Consider the following 18156-nt stretch of genomic DNA (forward strand, 5'->3'; position numbering starts at 1 on the left):
ATATGTCTCTAATATACTTTATATGTGCTTCAATAACAACAGGATATATTCTCTCACTCATCATAAACTCTAGATATCCATGATCTTTAAAAAAATTCCACCTTGCAGACTCTAAATAGTTTAAATAAACTGCATTATTCACATGATTGAAGGAGTCAAGTTCATATCCTTGAACTTCAAAATCATGTTTATGTTTAAGCATTTTCCTCCACCCCCTTCTTACTGTCAATCATTGCATTTTTTATCATTAGTTTTTCTCTAGATTTCATGTAAGGTGTATGAGGAATCGCACCTGCAAAGAGATAATATACATTAGTAAATTTATTTTTTCCTTTTATATAGATAGTGTGCTCTAGCATAATAGTCTCTTCATTCTCTATAAAATTGCTCGTAATCTTCCCTTCAAATCTTCCTATTATCTCTGCCTCAATATATTTGTTTTTTTCAACTTTCCTTGATATAAAACTATAACTAAAAGGAAAAAAACCAAATTTTAATGTGCTAATAGTCCCTACATCAAATTTGTTATTTTTATAAATAAGCTCAACAAAAGGCTTCTGTGTAATCCAATTTGAAAATTTTTGCTGATTATATATTTGTAAAAATAATGAGTCTAATAATATATCCTTTTTCCTAACTAAAATTTTTCTCTGTAAAACATAGTAGCCGTCCTTTATTCTAAAAAGCATGTTACACCTCATTAAAATTAATGATTATCAAATTTAGTTTGAACTAGCTTTGAAAAGTACTTGCTTTCATCATTTAAAGCATTTTTATCTATAAGTGCCTGTTTCTTCACTAAACTACATATATTTCTTACTTGCTCTATACTTCTATCATTAGTTAGATAATTTATAATACTAATAGCTTCATCTAATGCTTCCCCTTTAGCTACTACTTTATCAACTAGCCCAATCATATTTGCCTCTTCTGAGTCAATAATTACACTTGATAATATCAACTTTAACGCTTCCTTTTTCCCAACTATTTTAGGTAATCTTAGACATCCTCCTAAACCAGGCATGAATCCGTTTTCCGATTCAGGAAAACTAAATTTAGAATTTTTACTACATACTCTATAATCACAGCTCATTGCAATTTCAACGCCTGCCCCAAAGCATATCCCTTTTATTACCGCCACTGTGATTAATGGTAATGTTTCAATATAATTAAGAATTTCTTTCCCTCTATTTAGACTATCTTCTAATAAATTTACGTTTTTTGAATTATTTTTTATATTATTTAGATTTGCTCCAGAAGAAAAATGTCTTCCTTCACCCATTATTACTAATCCCTTTAGTTGAGGATTTTGGTTTATAAATATTTTAAATCTATCCAAGTCAAGAAAGATAGCATCATCTATTGTGTTGTATGTACCATTATTCAAAGTTAAATATGCAATATCATCAATAACCTTTGTATAGGTTATTGATGTCATAATTATAGCATCCATCACATTATACCTTAGCAATTTCTACTATTTTATCTTCTTTTAAGTACACATTTTCACATGTATCTATAACTTCTAATACTGTTTTTGCTGGATGTTTTAATAAATACTTCCCTATTGTTTGCATTTGAATATTTAAATCATATTTAGATTTCATTATTTCAATTAATTCTACAAACATAAGTGAGTCTCCATCTAAATCATCCATAACAAGTGTATTATCACTTATCTCTTCTTTCTCAACTTCACATTCTTCAGAAAGGTAATCATAAACCATATTTCGTATATTATTTTTTATTTCTGCAGTTAATTGTTTCATATAATATCCCCCTTATTATACTCTCATTATTATAAATATAGGTCTTAGAGAGTTAGATTTATTTAAATGAGATAATATCATAAAATGTATTATTTTGTATTTTTTAGGAATAACATGTCTTTATTCCAGAATATATAGTAGAAAATTATAAATACTAAATCAATATTTTCCAAATTTTTTAGCTATTGTTTAAATACTATATAACTAGTATCATTATTTAAAATATCAGCTGTCAATCCGTTGGCAATATCATAATTTCCCCTGTAAAATTTCAAAATTTAAACCCGACTAAATAGTCTATTTCTCATATCTATCTAATCGGGTTTAATTCAATAGACACTCTTTTTTAGTGTCCAATATATAATTTTTTATAGTTACCTCTTTATTTGTTATATTATTTTTATGCTAAAGTCTAAATTTTTAACCTTTATAATAGTATTTTCATTTAAAATTTTAAAATCTATACTTTTATCTCCTTGATATACATTTTCCGCTTTTACTCCATTAAATATAAGTTTTAAACTTTTATAAGTATTTTCGTACCCATTATTTAAAACTGAACTTTTAAATTCTATATTCTCACCTGAATTTATACAAAACTCATATAAGTTATATTCTCCATCTTTATATTTGAAATCTTCACCATTATCTTGATAGTGAGTATACTTGAAATTACTTTCGTATGGATATATATCTAAAGTGAGTTCATCAATTTCCTTTTCTCCTATATAGTTTATCCTTGGATAATTTGGTATTATAGAGCCTTCCTTGATATATATAGGACACACATCTAAAGGAGTTTCTTTTATTATATATTGCCCTCCTTTAAATTTATTTTTATTCCAATAATCAACCCAATTGCTTCCTTTAGGTAAGTATACCATTCTAGCTTTTTTACCTTGTTCTAAAATTGGAGCTACCATAATTTTTTCACCAAACATGAATTGGTCGTTTATTTCATATGTATCAATATCATTTTGATAATGAAGTAACAATGGTCTTATAATAGGAAGTCCCTTGTCTTCACACTCTTTAAATAAATCATAGATATATGGAATTAATTTATATCTTAATTTTATATATTTTTTATTTATCTCTTCTGTAGTCTTATCAAATGCCCAAGGCTCTTGATCTCTAGAGTATATAGTTGTGTGATTTCTAAATAATGGTGTAAATGTTCCAACTTGTACCCATCTACTTAAAAGTTCTGGAGTAGTGTCATATCCAAATCCACCTACATCTGTTCCACAAAACGCCATACCACTAATCCCTAAATTCATAAGCATAGGTACGCTCATCCTTAAATGTTCCCATGTACTTTGATTATCTCCAGTCCATGCAGTTGAGTACTTTTGTGTACCTGCATAACATGCTCTAGTAACTACAAATGGTCTTTTATTCGTACTTTTTCTGATTCCTTCATAAGTAGCTTTATCCATCATATGCCCATACACATTATGAACTTCTTTATGTTCTACAATTTCTCCATCATTGTTAAACTTTAAATCTAAAGGTAATTCAACCCCTAAATTTGCAGGCTCATTCATATCATTCCAAATTCCTGCAACCCCTATATCTGTTAAAATCTTTTGATTTTCTGCCCACCAATTTCTAACTTCTTTATTTATAAAATCTGGGAAAACAGAGTGTCCTGGCCAAACCCATCCCGTATGTACAATTCCATCTTTATTTGTTGCAAAATATCCTTTTTTAAGTCCTTCATTAAAAATGTTATAATCTTTATCAACTTTTACTCCTGGGTCTATAATTGTAACTAGCTTAAATCCATCTTCATTTAGTTTTTTTATCATTCTCTTAGGATCTGGGAATTTTTTATCATCCCATGTAAATACTCTAAATCCATTCATATACTCTATATCTAAATATATGCAATCACATGGAATTTCTTTTTCTCTAAATTTTTTTGAAATTTCCATAACATTTTCTTCTGGACAATAGGCCCATCTACATTGCTGATATCCTAACGTCCACATTTGAGGAAGCGGTGTAGTTCCAGTTAAGTAAGTATATCCTTTTAATACATTTTTTACCGATGGTCCATATATAAAGTAGTAATCTATATTTCCCTCTATAGCTGCGAAATAGTAATATTTTGAATTTTCCTTACCTAAATCAAAATGAGTTTCAAATGTATTATCAAAGAAAATACCAAAAGCATTTTCTTTTTTAAGATTTATAAAAAATGGTATAGATTTATATAGTTTTTCGTAAGTTTCTCCATGTGGGCTTGGATCATCTGTATTCCAATTTAAATAATGGCAATTCCTTTTATTTAAGTGCCCTGTTTTTTCTCCAAATCCATAAAAATACATATCATCTTCTAGCTTCTTTGGTATAAACACTTTAAAGTCCATATGCTCATTAGGCTTATGTCCTTCTTGAATTGCTATATCTAATCTTCCTGCACAGTTTTTTATAAATGGCTCTCTTTTACCTCTATAATCCTCACATAGTAACTCTCCAAGGTTATTATATATATCTATCTTAAATTCATCATATATGTTTACAGTTAGTTCACTTGTCTTGATTTGTATGTAGTCATTTATCTCAACCACTTCAAAATCACAATTTCCAAATTTTAAATTTTCTACAGCATATGAAGTTTGCTTTTTTCTAAATATCGGTGCGAAAAAATTTATTATATTAGAGTTTACTATACTTACCTTTGTTTCTATTTTTTCATATTGTATATTTATAATATTGTTTTTTATATTGTAATCTAATATTTTCCCAAACATTTTTTCTCCTTTATATTCTACAAGCTGATGTATTTTACATCAGCTTGTAGTTTCATTTTATGTATTTTTTATTTCATTAAAAGCGTCTTCTAAATCATTTTGTACATTTAATATTTCTTCTTTATCAACTTCAACTATTTCTATAATTTGTTTTGCCCTATATAGTATTTTTTCAAAATTTTCATCAGTTGTTCCTAAATCTTTATATAAAGATTCTAATTCATTGACTTTATTAATAAAGTTAGCTAAAGCTTCTTTATTATCTATAACAGTTATTTTATTAGTATCTAACCCCAAAGCTTCTATTTCATAAATCCTAGTTGCTCCACCAGACCCTTGCTCAGATTTATTTATATTAACTTTTATGTACCTAGCTAATTCATAATTTAAGTCATCATTAGATATTGAACTTGAGTTATTTGAAACATCTTTTACTTTTCTCCAAATTTGACCATCATTACTAACTTCTATATTATACTGAGATGTATTCATACTTTTAGCCTCTCCACCTGCTTCAGCATGACTAATTCTTAATTGTTTTATAATATTTTCTTTCCCTAAATCTACTTGTATATAGTTTCCGCTTTCTCCAAGTGCACACCATTTACTATTTAATTTACCATCAAAAGCAAACTTAGCATCTTCATTTTCATTAGTTTTTGCATTTGCAATTGCTTCTTTGTTTAAAGCTAAATTCTTTAATCCATCTTTAGCTTGGCTGCTTACAACTATATAATCATCTTTTTTATTTACAGTATCTCCCGCTGGATTTGATACTATCTGTGTCACAGAGTACACTCCTGGTTTATCAAACTTTATACTAACTTCATTTCCTGTTACTTCTTCATTTTTATTCAGACCTTCTATTTTCCATTTAACAGTTTCTCCTGCTAAAGATTTATCTTTAAAATTCACAGACTGCCCAGGTAAAACTATCGGTGAGCTAACTTCAAAGTCAGCTTTTGGAGCTTCTAGATCTGGCCATTTCACAGTAATTTTAGCTTCATTTTTTTCTTCACTTTTAAACAAATTACTTATAGGCTTAACTATAAAATTAGTTTTAGAGTCTAATTGAAGGTCTCTCTCAATATCTTTTACATAAAAAGCATTGGTTGGTGTAGCCCCTACCAGTTCTCTATGCCCATCACTATTCTCTAAATATATTTCATAATGGCTAATATTCTTTTCTGATTTATCCCAAGTTAGCCTTGCATTACCATAATAATTATCTATTACTTTAAAATCTTCAACTTTTAAATTTTTTATCTTGGACACTTTGTCTTTAGTATTTTTGTTATTTACAGATATCTGCCCTAAATTTAAATTGTATGAACTAGACGATTCTTTTCCTTCTATAATTAAAGAAATTTCTTTTATTTTTAACTTTTTAAATTGACTTAGAGATGCTTTTGCATCTATCCATTCCCCACTTTGTTTAGATTCTAAGTTAATTATTTTATTCTCACCATTATCTAGTTCAAATTCTAATATAATATTAGAATTTCCTCCACTTTCTTTGTACTTTATACTAACCTCACTGTTATTAGTTAGCTCTAAATCAGTTGCAAATAATTTGACCTTCGTTGTTCCTCCATTTGCTAAACTTCCATTTATACCTATCGAATTGCCTCCATAATAAGCATTTTTATAATCAATATTAGCCGTTAAATTATTTTTATTATTATCAATTATCCACCTGTATGTAGGAAGTATATCCATCATTCCTCTATGATTCCAATCCTTTTCTGATACTTGTACTCCATCTACATTGAAAAATTCACCATTCCCCATAGAGAAGTTAGTTACAAATGGTAACTGCGTTATTGGGCTTTTCTCAACTATGTTATTAGAAATACCTTTCCAGTCTTCACTACTCTGACTTCTTGGATCTCCTTTTTCATTAACCCAAAACCTACTTTCTTTTTGTAAAAATTCATCTACTGTTTTTGATGAATCATAAGTCCAAGATGGACAGTATAATCCTAAAGAGGTGTTAGCTTCTTGATTTTTAGGGAATAAGTAATTCCATTTTATAGGCGTATTATATCCATTAGCTTGAACATCAACACCTGCATACAAATCGTATTTATCTCTTCCCATTTTTTTTGCTAAATCTCCAGACTCTTTAAGCTCATTCCCTGTTACATTATATATAAGTCTATTATCATCATTATTTGGATCTACTACTGAATATCTATCCTCAGTCCACCAAAAATTTAAAAACATACTATCAGATAACTCTTTTCCCTTTTCACCTAAAAAGTTTTTATTATATTGATTTAATCTATTTTGCCAAAATACTCTACCATCATCAATCATAGAGTCATACCACACGATTTCCATATTTTTTGGCTTTATCTTTTGTAAATATTCTAAGAACTCTTTCATTAAATCTGCAAGTTCTGGATTTATATAATCTGATCCTCTATTTCCAGTTTCTTGATTTATAAACCATCCATCAAAATTATAATATTGTGCTACCTCTACTAATTTATGTGCCATTGGAAAATTTCCATCTTTATCTTTAACTAAAAATTCATGCATCCATTCGAATTTCCCTCCATAATCTTCTGGAGGAAAAAATACAGTACCTAAAACCGGAACCCCATTTGTATGTGCTGAATCTATTATATCTGCACTCGGTGGAACTATTAGTCCTTCACCTGCTGACCCTCCCCAGGCCACTAATGTATCAATATATTGCCAATAGCTAAAATTGTATCCTTCAAATTCAGTTTTACCTTGAGATGGAGTAGAGCTGGTTGTTTTATTTGCTATAGCTAATGATATAACCTTGGCTTCATCATCTTGTGAATTTTTAACAACATCTCCTTTTGTCCTTGCTTGTAGTGGAACTGTTCCAATGTTAAACTTAGCATCTTTGTCATTATTTGGACTCCATGCTAAAAGTTCTTTTGGATACCAATATGATGAAAATGGCTGCCCTGTCTCTTCTTGAATTTTCTGATCTGATTCAAGAAGCGCATGTCCTATTATAGGTGTTGCCCCAAATAAACTTAACGCTACAATAGTTGATGTAATAGTCTTTTTATATTTCATGTAGATCCCCTTCTATTTATAAAATATTTACTACCTATTTAAATATTTATAAAGTGCTCCTATTTTACCTGAGTCATTTTGAAATTTACAAACATCAATATCTACCATATCAATCACTTCTGGATTTAATAATTCTAAGTTTTTTTTAACATTTTCTATTAAATCTGACCTCACACTTACTCCTCCTCCAATTAAAATCTTCTCTGGAGCAAAACTGTAAGCAATGTTGTAAATTCCTACAGCTAAACTAAAGTAAAACTCTTCTATTTCCTTTTGAATTTCTAAATCTCCACTTTCAGCTAGCTCAAATACTTTTTTCCCATCTAAATTTAATTTTTTTAGTTTATTAACTCTATCAATCAAATTATAGGTAGATCCGACTCTACTAAATGTTTTATAGTTCAAACTTTGAAGTTCTGACTTTCTGTGTTCTAATATATTTATTCCAAACTCTCCAGCCATACCTCTATGTCCTCTATATAGTTGGTTGTTTATAAACACACCTCCACCAATTCCAGTTCCTATCGTTATGCATACAAAGTTTTTATTATCCATAGCATTACCTTTATACTTTTCAGCCATAGCAACACAATTAACATCATTGTCGTATACACATTCAAGTCCTGTATGCTTCTTTATATATTTGTTTAAATACATATCTTGTAAATCAAATACAGATCCCATGAAATGTATATATCCATCATCATCTATTCCCCCAGGTACACTCATAGCAACTCCATCAATTTCATTTTCTAATTGATAATTTTTTATAATATCAACTAAAAGTTCCAAAGTTTTTCCTTCTCCTTGATGAGGTGTAGGAACTAAATTAGAATCTAACATTTCACCATCTTTATTCATCAAACTGTATTTAATATTAGTTCCACCTATATCAAAAACAACATACTTCATCCTCAAATCCCCCTCCACAAGAAATAATGCATTTTTAAATTTTCCCATTATTAATTTTCAAAGTAGTATTATTGGCTATTGACGAAACACTCAAAGTGCGCCTTTTGCACTTCGTGTGAAGGAAATAGACAATAATACTACGATAAGTCTATATGTAAAATTTAAAATCCATTATTCTCAATTAATTTTTTAAACCAATAAGCACTCTTCTTAGGAGTTCTTTTATATTCATCATTTATATTAACTTCCACAAATCCATATCTATTTTTATATGAGTTTAACCAAGACCAGTTGTCCATAAATGTCCATAAATGATATCCTTTAACATTACATCCTTCTTCAATAGCCTTATGGACATATTTTAAGTGCTCTTTTATAAACTCAATACGATAGTCATCATTTATTTGTCCATCTATTTTAAACTTTTCTTCACCTTCTACCCCCATGCCATTTTCAGATATATAAAAAGGTATATTATTGTAATTGTCTCTTATGTTAATAGCTAAATCATAAATACCTTTTTCATAGATTTCCCATCCTCTATGAGGATTAATTTTTTTACCTGGCATATCATAGAAATCGAAAAAGCTCTCTGGTGTTAAGACATCTCCTTTTGAACTTTCCTTTGCCTTCACTCTTCTAGGCTGATAATAATTAACACCTAATAAATCCACAGTGTTATTTTTTATAATTTCTAAATCCTCATTTTTATAAACAGGAATTAAATCATGACTTTTTAAAAATTCTACTAACTCATTAGGAAACTCTCCATGTACAGATGTATCTAAAAACGATCTATTTAATATTAGATCTGCAATATTAGATGCGTTTAAATCTTCTTTTGAATTGCTTCTAGGGTATGAAGGCGTTAAATTTATTATTATCCCTATTTGACCTTCTAGGTTTAATTTTTTATACTCCATAATAGCTAAAGCACTCGATAGCATTATATTGTATCCAACTTGTACAGCTCTCTTAAAATCCACTACAGCTGGATAGTGGTATTCACCTAGGTATCCACATTCTACAGGTACTATCGGCTCATTATGAGTAAACCAATTTTTAACCCTATCTCCAAATAATTCAAAACATAGCTTTGCAAAATTTTGATATCTATTTACAACATCACGATTTTCCCATCCTCCTAGTTCTTGTAAATACATCGGCATATCAAAATGAAATAAATTTATAAAAGGTTCTATCTCATTTTCTAAAAGAGTGTTAATTACATCATTGTAAAAATCTACAGCTATTTCATTTATACTTCCATCTGATTTTATAAGTCTAGACCAGCTTATTGAAAATCTAAATGAATTGTGTCCTAACTCTTTCATTAATTTTATATCTTCTTTATATTTATAATAAAATTGGCTAGTATTGCTTGGCCCTATTTCATTATGAAATTTCTCTGGTGCTATCTCAAACCAATAGTCCCATATATTTTTTTCTTTTCCTTCAATATCAAATGCACCTTCCATCTGAGTTGCAGAAGAAGCACTCCCCCACCAAAAATCCTTTGGAAATATATAATCCATAGTAGCCCTCCATATAAATTATTTTTTTACTTTTATCCCACAGTAATCTAGAACTAACTCACAAAACATCATATTGGCCCAAGAGAACCAATTTCTAGTAAACATATTTGGGTCATTTGGATTGAACCCTTCGTGCATTAAGTAAGTCCCTGCATCAGTATTTTTCATTATTTCTATTAATTCTCTTTTTTTATTTTCATCATCTGTAGTTAATCCTTGCATTGCAAGAGATATATGCCATATATATCCTTCTGGAGTATGTGGACTTCCAACTCCACTAGCATATTTTCCTATATGAAACTCTGAATTTTCAGTGCTAAGTATAAATTTTCTTGTATTTATGTACCTTTCATCATTTAAGTCAGCATATCCTAAATAAGGTATTGCTAATAAACTTGGTAAATTTGCATCATCCATTAAATTATAATTTCCTAACCCATCAACTTCATAAGCGTAGATTTCTCCACATCTTGGGTGATTATAAACTGCATATTTTTCTATTCCTTCATTTATTTCATTTCTTAACATCTCAGCTTTTTTAGCTAATACATCATCATTTATTATATTCGTCGCTATTTCGTTTATATAGCCTAATACCACTACTGCAAACATATTAGATGGAACTAAATAACTATATGTACAAGCATCATCACTTGGTCTAAATCCGCACCAAGTCATTCCAGTTTGTTTGTGAACTGGTCCTTTTCCACTTCTTGCTAGGGTATCTAGTTGTCTACAATCTAATCTCTCAAATAAATACGGTGATTTTTCTTCGTGGTTTTGCTCAACTTTCCATAATTCTATTATTGAGTTTGCAGCCTTTACAAATGTTTCATTAAACTGAGAAGTTCTACCTGTATTTTTATATAATAAGTAACTCAACTGTATAGGAAAACATAAAGAATCTATTTCATACTTTCTTTCCCAAACTTCTGGTTTCATATCTGTTAAATCAGTTTGATGACCCGCCTTATTTGCACTTTCATTAAATGCATTTGCATATGGGTCTATTAATATATATCTAAATTGTCTTTCTACTAATCCCTCTATCATGTCTGCTATTTCTTTATCTTCATTAGCTAAAACTAAATATGGTCTAATTTGACAAACAGAATCTCTAAGCCACATAGCCGGTATATCCCCAGTTAGTACATATGTAGTATCATCTTCCATTCTCTTAACAGTAGTGTTTATAGTGTTTAAGATACACTTTTCAAACATCTCTGCTATTTTTTTATCATCTTTAAATTTTTCCTTCACTGTTATTATTAGCTTATCTATTGAACTGTACATAATTTCCTCCCATAATTTACATAAGAGGCTACCATATTGATAGCCTCTTAATATAATTTAAATATAATTTTATTATTTTTTATCTGCCATCCATTTATCATATTGAGCTTGTATGTTTTCCATAACTTTATCTATTCCCGCTGCATCTAACTTTTTATTTAACTCATTTAAATACTTATCTGTATCTACAGATCCTGTAAATAATGGCGATTTAAATTCTTGAACTATGTTTGATATATTAGCTACTTCATTGCTTATCTCTGTAGTATCTACATAGAATCCTAATGTTGGAGAAGCAACTGCTGACTTATTAAACTCTTCATATTGCTCTATTCTATCTTTTGGATCAGTATCAAATGATTTAGTTATAAGTACATTTCCTAAAGCCCAAGATGGCATATTGTATCCCTTAGCTTCTTCAGTTTTAGTTATAGTCTTATCTTCATTTGTTTTATAATGTACACCCTCTATACCTCTATCTATTAAGTTTCTTAAATACTCATCTGTATTTAATAAGTTTAAGAACTTAAGAGCCTCATCTGGATGTTGAGATGTTGCAGATATTGACATTACAGATCCAGTAACTGAGTTATTTATAGTTAAAGGATCATGCATTGGTGTATATCCAATTTCGTATCCTGCATTAGATGACCACATTTCCTTAGCTCCTGGTGCATATTGTTCTTTTCTTACGAACCAGTTTTGAACACTCATCTCATGTGGATCAGTATCTGTTGCTGCTTGAGAATGTATGTATCCTTTTTTATAGAAATCTCTTAGTGTATTTAAAGTTTTCTTTACATCTTCTTGTTCATATAGATTTACTATTTTTTTCGTATCTCCTTCTAAAGATATTGCAAATGGTAAGTTATCACCTAATAATAAGTCATACGGCATGTATGGCATGAAGTTTGCTCCTGCCGCCATTGGCATTTTTAAGTCTGAGTTCTTAGCCTTAACCTTTTCTAATACTGGACCTAAATCTTCTAGAGTTTTAACATTTGACATGTCTACTCCAGCTTTCTTAGCCATTTCAACATTATATGCCCATCCCATTTGTTGTCCAACTTCTTTATTTGCAGGTATTCCATATAGTTTTCCGTTTATAGATGCCCCTTCTAAGAATAATGGGTTTATAGCTTCTTTTAATTCTTTAGCATTTTTATCTAACATTTCATCTGTTATTTCTAAATACGCTCCCTTTTGTGCATTTATTGCATAATCACTTGCAAATGCTAAATCATATGGCTCCCCTGATGAAGTTATAACTTGCATTTTTTGGCCATAATCTCCCCAGTCTACCATTCTTAAATCTATAGTTACACCTATCTTTTCCTTTGTGTATTTATTAACTTCTTCCATAACCTTAGCTTGATCTGGTTGTGGAGTCCCTATCATATACCATACTAATTCTGTGTTTCCATTTGAATCTTTTGATGCACCCTTATCATCATTTGAACTACTACATCCCGTAAGAATTGTTGCCCCTAAAGTCGCCGCTAAAAATAGGCTCGATACCTTTTTAAATTTCATTTTACTTCCTCCCCAATTTTATTAGTAAGTTATTATTCTTTTACTCCTCCAACTGTTAATCCACTTATAAAGTATTTTTGGAAGAACGGATAGCTACATGCTATTGGCAATGTAGATATAACTACCATAGCCATTCTAACTGATTCTTGTGGTAAGTTTTGCATTACTTCTCCACTTAACATTGCATTTTGTCTTATAAACTCTAAGTTCTTTTCTATTTTCATAAGCATATGTTGAAGTGGTATTAAATTTTGATGATCTATATATAACATCGCGTTAAACCAATCGTTCCAATATGCTAATGTACTAAATAACGCAATCGTTGCGATACCTGGTAATGCCAAAGGTATAACCATTTTTATAAATATTTTAAATTCACTTGCTCCATCTATTCTTGCAGATTCTATTATAGATTCTGGAACAGACCTTTGGAAAAATGTCTTCATAACTATTATGTTAAATGCATTAAATGCTAGTGGTAATATTAATGCCCATATAGTATTTTTAAGACCTAATACCTGAGTCATTACTATGTATGAAGGAACCATCCCTCCACCAAATAACATTGTGAAAAACACTAAAAATGTGAATTGTTTTCTATATTTAAAGTTTTGTCTAGATATTGCATAAGCATAAGTTGATACCATACTTACATTTATTATTGTTCCTACAACAGTTACTACTATAGTAACTAAGTAAGAATGCATTAACTGTTTACCTGATGTAAGTAAATATTTATAAGCATCTAAGCTCCACTCTTCTGGGAATATTGAATATCCATTTTGTAATAATGATTGTTCTGATGTTAAAGATATTATTATTACAAATACAAACGGGAATACACATGCTATAGCCATTATAGCTAGTATAATATTTGAAATTATATTAGTAATTCCTGTAAACCCTTCATTATATGCTTTCTTCTTTTTCTTCCCTAAAAGATTAGGCTTTTTTTCTTGTTCTTTAGATACTACACTTTCCACGATTGCCTATCTCCTTTCTTTTTTAGAATAAACCATATTCTGGATCTACCTTCTTAACTAGCTTATTAGTTGTCATTATTAATATAAATCCAACTGCTGCTTGATATAAACCAGCTGCTGTACTCATACCAATGTTCCCCATATTCATAAGACCTTTGTATATATATGTGTCTATAACATCTGTTACTGGATATAATACAGCTGAGTTTCTCGGTATATTGTAGAATAATCCGAAATCTGAGTTAAATATTCTACCTATAGCCATTATCGTAAGTATAATCATAAGTGGTACTATTAGAGGTATTGTTATATTCTTTATTTGTTGCCATTTACTAGCTCCATCTATAGTAGCAGCTTCATAGTATGTTCTATCTATTCCTACTATTGCAGCTAAGTAAACTATACTTCCATATCCTACACCCTTCCATATATTCATAAATATTAGTATGAAAGGCCAATGTTTCGGTTCACTATACCAAGCTACTGGTTCTGCCCCAAATGTAGATAGAATAGAGTTAACCATACCTTTATCTGTACTTAAGAAACTAAATACAAAGTAACTTACAATTACCCAAGATAAGAAATGTGGGAATAACATCCCTGTTTGATATACTTTAGCTAATTTTTTATTAGCTATTTCACTTAATGTTATAGCAACAAATACAGCAAATATAAGTCCTAACACTATAAACACCAAGTTATACAAAATAGTATTTCGTGTTATACGAAATGCATCTCCACTTGTAAATAAAAATTTAAAGTTATCAAATCCAACCCATTCACTATTTATTAAACTTTGTACAAATCCGCCTGGGTGCATTTTATAATTTTTAAACGCTAATACTGTCCCAAACATAGGCAAGTATGAGAATACTAGTAACCATATAGTTCCTGGCAATACCATCAACAACCAAGCTCTATTTTTCCATAAATCTTTCATGAATTTCTTCATCAGCGTCACCCCTTTTCCTAATTATATTTTATCATTAGGAAAAGCCTTTCTAAAGTTTACTATCTTTAGATTCGCTACACTTTCCTTAGTTTGTGGATACGTTTTCCTATTTTTATCAAAATACACTTCCCGTTGCGTAAAAAAATGCCTCTTAATTAGAGGCATATCTTTATAAGTTTATTTTTCTCCATTCACTAGGTGTAATTCCAACTATATCTTTAAACTTTCTATAAAAATAATTCTTATTTGCATAACCTACTAGTTCTCCAATTTCTGCAGCTTTTAAACTTGTTTCTACTAGTAAATTTTTTGCTTTATTAACCCTAAAATTATTCAGATAATCTGAAAACAATATACCTGTTTCTTTTTGAAATAATTGTCCTAAATATATAGAATTTATATTATAAGTTTCACTTATTTCCTTTAAGTTTAAATCTTTGCTATAATTTTTTTCTATGTTTCTTAAGAGCTTTAATATTATAGGGCTTATACTATCATCCGTTTCTTCTAATTTTGACTGTCTATGCTTAATCATATTATTTAACTCAACCTGTATTTGATCTAAGTTAACTGAGTTTATAACTTTTTCAAGATATAAATCTAATCCTTTTATAATCTTAGAGTCATTGAAATAATTATATACATTTAAAAACACTTCAATAGACTTTGTTTTAATTTGCTTTACTGTAAGATTCTCATCCTTTTTTAATTTGCTAAATATCGATTCAATATAATTTAAAGATTCTTTATTATCTTTATTTAACAGAAGCTTTTTTAAATGATTGAAATCTATATAGTCTATATTCTCAAGGTTATATGACTTTTCTTTGTACTCTCTAATCCAAGATATATTTGGGTAAACCAACTTATATTCATGAATATCCTTAGCACTTTGATAACTACAATTTAAATTATCTATTGAGTCAACGTATTTGCCTCTACTTATATATATTTGTTCATTTGTTATACTACTAAAATCATCTTTTAAATTTCTTAAAGTATCTTTATTTATAGATTCTTTATCCATTATAATTAAAATTTGATTTTGAAGATTTACACAATATTCATAATTTAAATTATCAATATGATTTAATATATTATTATTTATATTACCACCTTCTGCAAACTCTAATATTACTACACATAAATTTTTATAATTTAAATTTACACCTTCTAATCTTAATCTATCCAATACTCCATCATTATTTTTATTACATATTAATTTTAATATAAGATCATTTTTAAATATCTTTGTATCTACTTTTTCTAACTTTATTTTTTCAATTTTTTTCTTAACCCCTTCTATCGTCTGTATCAATTCATCTTCATCTATAGGTTTAGTTAAGTAGTTTTCAGCCCCCATACTAATAGCCTCTTTTGCATATTGAAATTCTTGAAATGCACTTAGTACTATAAACTTAGCATTATGGTTAATTTTTTTTAAATTGCTAATTAGTTCTAGCCCAGTCATTTTAGGCATCATTATGTCAGTTATTATTAAATCTACATCCTCATTTTTTATAAAGTTAAATCCATCTTCTCCGTTACTTGAAGTTCCTACTACATCAAATCCATATTCTTCCCAATCTATAATATATTTAAGACCTTCTAAAATAAATGGTTCATCGTCTAATAAATATAACTTATACATTTTTAACTCCATCCTTTAAAATAGGTATTTTAAGTTTAACTATAGTTCCTCTATTTTCTTCGCTGTTTATATGTATCCCATATTTATCACCAAACCTAATTTTAAGCCTGCTGTTTATATTCATTAATCCTATCGAACTTTTCTTCTGTAAATTTTGATTTAAGTTTTCTTCAATCGTATTCATTCTTTCACTACTTATTCCAACTCCGTTATCCTCAACTATAAGTTCTATATCTTCTTCAATTATATTTGCCTTTATAGATATGAAATTATCATTTCTATCTTTTGCCATACCATGATTTATACTATTTTCTATTACTGGTTGCAATATAAATTTTGGAACTTTAAAATCTAATAGTTCTTCATCAATATCTACTTTATAATCAATTATTCCTTTATATCTTGTACAACATAAATTTAAATACATTTCACAGTAATTAATCATTTCTGACAATTTAACATCCGAAGCATTATTATATGTAGAGTACTTGAACATGCTAGCTAAATTATATATCATGTTCGCAACTTCTTTATTTTTACTTGCTAAAGCACACATCCTAATAACCTCTAATGTATTGTATAAAAAGTGTGGTTTTATTTGAGCTTGAAGTGCATTTAATTCCGCTTCTTTTTGTTTTACTTCAGACTTATATGTTTTCTCTATATTTTCTTGCAAACTCTCACACATTCTATCAATTTCAATTGCAATCATATCTAGTTCATCTTCTTCTTTTTCAACATTAAATCGTACACTTAAATCTCCTCTTTTTATATTTTCTATTCCTTGCATCATATTACTTAATTTATCAGAGAAATTTTTTATTACAAGGTAAGTAATAAAAAGTATTAGTGCAATACATAACAATGAAATTAAAGATATTTTAAAAATCATGCTTCCAATTCCTAGATCTTCATTTTTTATTACGCTAATATATTTATACTTGGTTTGTACATCCTGTTTTACAGTTGCCAATTTGCTATTCTTATCTAAATATTTTTCTTCAACTTTTTCTATATTCCATATGCTTTTTTCCCTATAAGAATCTAGTATTATGTCATTAGAATTATCTGCTATTAAAAGCCTACCTTTTAAATTTGATCCATCAATTAAGTTATTTATATTTGTCAAATCAAAATATATATCAACATACCCTATTACATAAGTAGAATCTATATTTTTTATAGGCTTAGTTATTTTCCTAATATATTTACTTTTTAACTTATTTTTCAACTTATACCAATCACTGTGTTTAAAAACAAGCTCGCTTACATATTCTTTATTTTTATCATTTATTATAATAGCTAACGCATCACTTCTACCTGATAATATAGTTTTTACTACATAGTCTAAGTCTGCTTCTTTTACATTTGTACTTGAAAATTTATCTAATTTGTAGCTTATATAATCTTCATATGTTGAGTTTATCAGCATCTGAATTTCATCAGTAATCTTTTTTTGTGTATTTATTCCATTTATAAGAGAGGTACTTACTATATCTTGTTCTTCGAATCTTTTTTCTATATTAAATATCATCTCTGAATGTATGTTTAACTCGTTTTGTAGTTCACTCTCTAAATAATACTTTAAAAATATATTAGATAGTAAACAAATAGATACAATGGTTATTGCGGAATATATAAGTAGCATCTTGCTAAATAGGTTTTTAGATGTGTATAAATTATATAGTTTTTTCAAGTTACCCCTCTCC

14 protein-coding genes are annotated in these 18156 nt (G+C 28.7%); all 14 read right to left on the reverse strand.

The window, feature by feature from the left end; translation table 11 throughout:
• Positions 1–202, reverse strand: a 202-nt coding sequence (locus tag RWY47_RS10010; RefSeq protein ID WP_316030314.1) for an acyl-CoA thioesterase, incomplete at its 3' end; no start/stop codon positions are given.
• On the reverse strand, positions 195–689 hold the full coding sequence (locus RWY47_RS10015) for a hypothetical protein (protein WP_150844640.1): 495 nt from the start codon (positions 687–689) through the stop codon (positions 195–197). The genes RWY47_RS10015 and RWY47_RS10010, both read right to left, overlap by 8 nt.
• A 17-nt stretch (positions 690–706) precedes the next feature.
• Positions 707–1438: an enoyl-CoA hydratase/isomerase family protein gene (locus tag RWY47_RS10020; protein ID WP_199874209.1), complete on the reverse strand. Its 732-nt coding sequence runs from the start codon at positions 1436–1438 to the stop codon at positions 707–709.
• A gap of 19 nt (positions 1439–1457) precedes the next feature.
• On the reverse strand, positions 1458–1769 hold the full coding sequence (locus RWY47_RS10025) for a phosphopantetheine-binding protein (protein WP_150886336.1): 312 nt from the start codon (positions 1767–1769) through the stop codon (positions 1458–1460).
• Positions 1770–2158: 389 nt separating this feature from the next.
• Positions 2159–4528 carry a glycoside hydrolase family 31 protein gene (locus tag RWY47_RS10030; RefSeq protein WP_224170467.1) on the reverse strand — a complete coding sequence of 790 codons (2370 nt, stop codon included), beginning with the start codon at positions 4526–4528 and terminating at the stop codon, positions 2159–2161.
• Positions 4529–4585: 57 nt separating this feature from the next.
• On the reverse strand, positions 4586–7588 hold the full coding sequence (locus RWY47_RS10035) for an endo-beta-N-acetylglucosaminidase (RefSeq protein WP_150842181.1): 3003 nt from the start codon (positions 7586–7588) through the stop codon (positions 4586–4588).
• Positions 7589–7618: 30 nt separating this feature from the next.
• The gene (locus RWY47_RS10040) at positions 7619–8500 is read right to left on the reverse strand and encodes an ROK family protein (protein WP_224170466.1); all 882 of its coding nucleotides are present in this window, start codon (positions 8498–8500) and stop codon (positions 7619–7621) included.
• A 161-nt stretch (positions 8501–8661) separates the two neighbouring features.
• Complete coding sequence (locus RWY47_RS10045) at positions 8662–10035, reverse strand: glycoside hydrolase family 1 protein (RefSeq protein WP_224170465.1); 1374 nt, start codon at positions 10033–10035, stop codon at positions 8662–8664.
• Positions 10036–10053: 18 nt separating this feature from the next.
• Positions 10054–11328, reverse strand: coding sequence for a glycoside hydrolase family 125 protein (locus RWY47_RS10050; protein ID WP_224170464.1), 1275 nt, complete (start codon positions 11326–11328; stop codon positions 10054–10056).
• Between the two features lie 72 nt (positions 11329–11400).
• Positions 11401–12861, reverse strand: a complete 1461-nt coding sequence (locus RWY47_RS10055) for an ABC transporter substrate-binding protein (protein ID WP_142730472.1) — start codon at positions 12859–12861, stop codon at positions 11401–11403.
• Positions 12862–12893: 32 nt separating this feature from the next.
• Positions 12894–13844, reverse strand: coding sequence for a carbohydrate ABC transporter permease (locus RWY47_RS10060; RefSeq protein ID WP_021429863.1), 951 nt, complete (start codon positions 13842–13844; stop codon positions 12894–12896).
• Positions 13845–13866: 22 nt separating this feature from the next.
• Positions 13867–14796, reverse strand: a complete 930-nt coding sequence (locus RWY47_RS10065) for an ABC transporter permease (protein ID WP_021432109.1) — start codon at positions 14794–14796, stop codon at positions 13867–13869.
• 169 nt (positions 14797–14965) lie between these two features.
• Complete coding sequence (locus tag RWY47_RS10070; protein ID WP_025162051.1) at positions 14966–16447, reverse strand: response regulator transcription factor; 1482 nt, start codon at positions 16445–16447, stop codon at positions 14966–14968.
• Positions 16440–18143, reverse strand: coding sequence for a sensor histidine kinase (locus RWY47_RS10075; RefSeq protein ID WP_142730473.1), 1704 nt, complete (start codon positions 18141–18143; stop codon positions 16440–16442). Before RWY47_RS10075 ends, RWY47_RS10070 begins: the two co-directional genes overlap by 8 nt.
• Positions 18144–18156 lie beyond the last annotated feature (13 nt).

The organism is Paraclostridium sp. MRS3W1 (assembly GCF_032465715.1).
Taxonomy (GTDB): domain Bacteria; phylum Bacillota; class Clostridia; order Peptostreptococcales; family Peptostreptococcaceae; genus Paraclostridium; species Paraclostridium dentum.

Excerpts from the sequence above, each read along its gene's own strand:
- RWY47_RS10030 (WP_224170467.1), bottom strand. The coding sequence starts at position 4,528 with ATGTTTGGGAAAATATTAGATTACAATATAAAAAACAATATTATAAAT.
- RWY47_RS10050 (WP_224170464.1), bottom strand. The coding sequence starts at position 11,328 with ATGTACAGTTCAATAGATAAGCTAATAATAACAGTGAAGGAAAAATTT.
- RWY47_RS10035 (WP_150842181.1), bottom strand. The coding sequence starts at position 7,588 with ATGAAATATAAAAAGACTATTACATCAACTATTGTAGCGTTAAGTTTA.
- RWY47_RS10065 (WP_021432109.1), bottom strand. The coding sequence starts at position 14,796 with ATGAAGAAATTCATGAAAGATTTATGGAAAAATAGAGCTTGGTTGTTG.
- RWY47_RS10020 (WP_199874209.1), bottom strand. The coding sequence starts at position 1,438 with ATGACATCAATAACCTATACAAAGGTTATTGATGATATTGCATATTTA.
- RWY47_RS10040 (WP_224170466.1), bottom strand. The coding sequence starts at position 8,500 with ATGAAGTATGTTGTTTTTGATATAGGTGGAACTAATATTAAATACAGT.
- RWY47_RS10070 (WP_025162051.1), bottom strand. The coding sequence starts at position 16,447 with ATGTATAAGTTATATTTATTAGACGATGAACCATTTATTTTAGAAGGT.
- RWY47_RS10045 (WP_224170465.1), bottom strand. The coding sequence starts at position 10,035 with ATGGATTATATATTTCCAAAGGATTTTTGGTGGGGGAGTGCTTCTTCT.
- RWY47_RS10015 (WP_150844640.1), bottom strand. The coding sequence starts at position 689 with ATGCTTTTTAGAATAAAGGACGGCTACTATGTTTTACAGAGAAAAATT.
- RWY47_RS10055 (WP_142730472.1), bottom strand. The coding sequence starts at position 12,861 with ATGAAATTTAAAAAGGTATCGAGCCTATTTTTAGCGGCGACTTTAGGG.
- RWY47_RS10025 (WP_150886336.1), bottom strand. The coding sequence starts at position 1,769 with ATGAAACAATTAACTGCAGAAATAAAAAATAATATACGAAATATGGTT.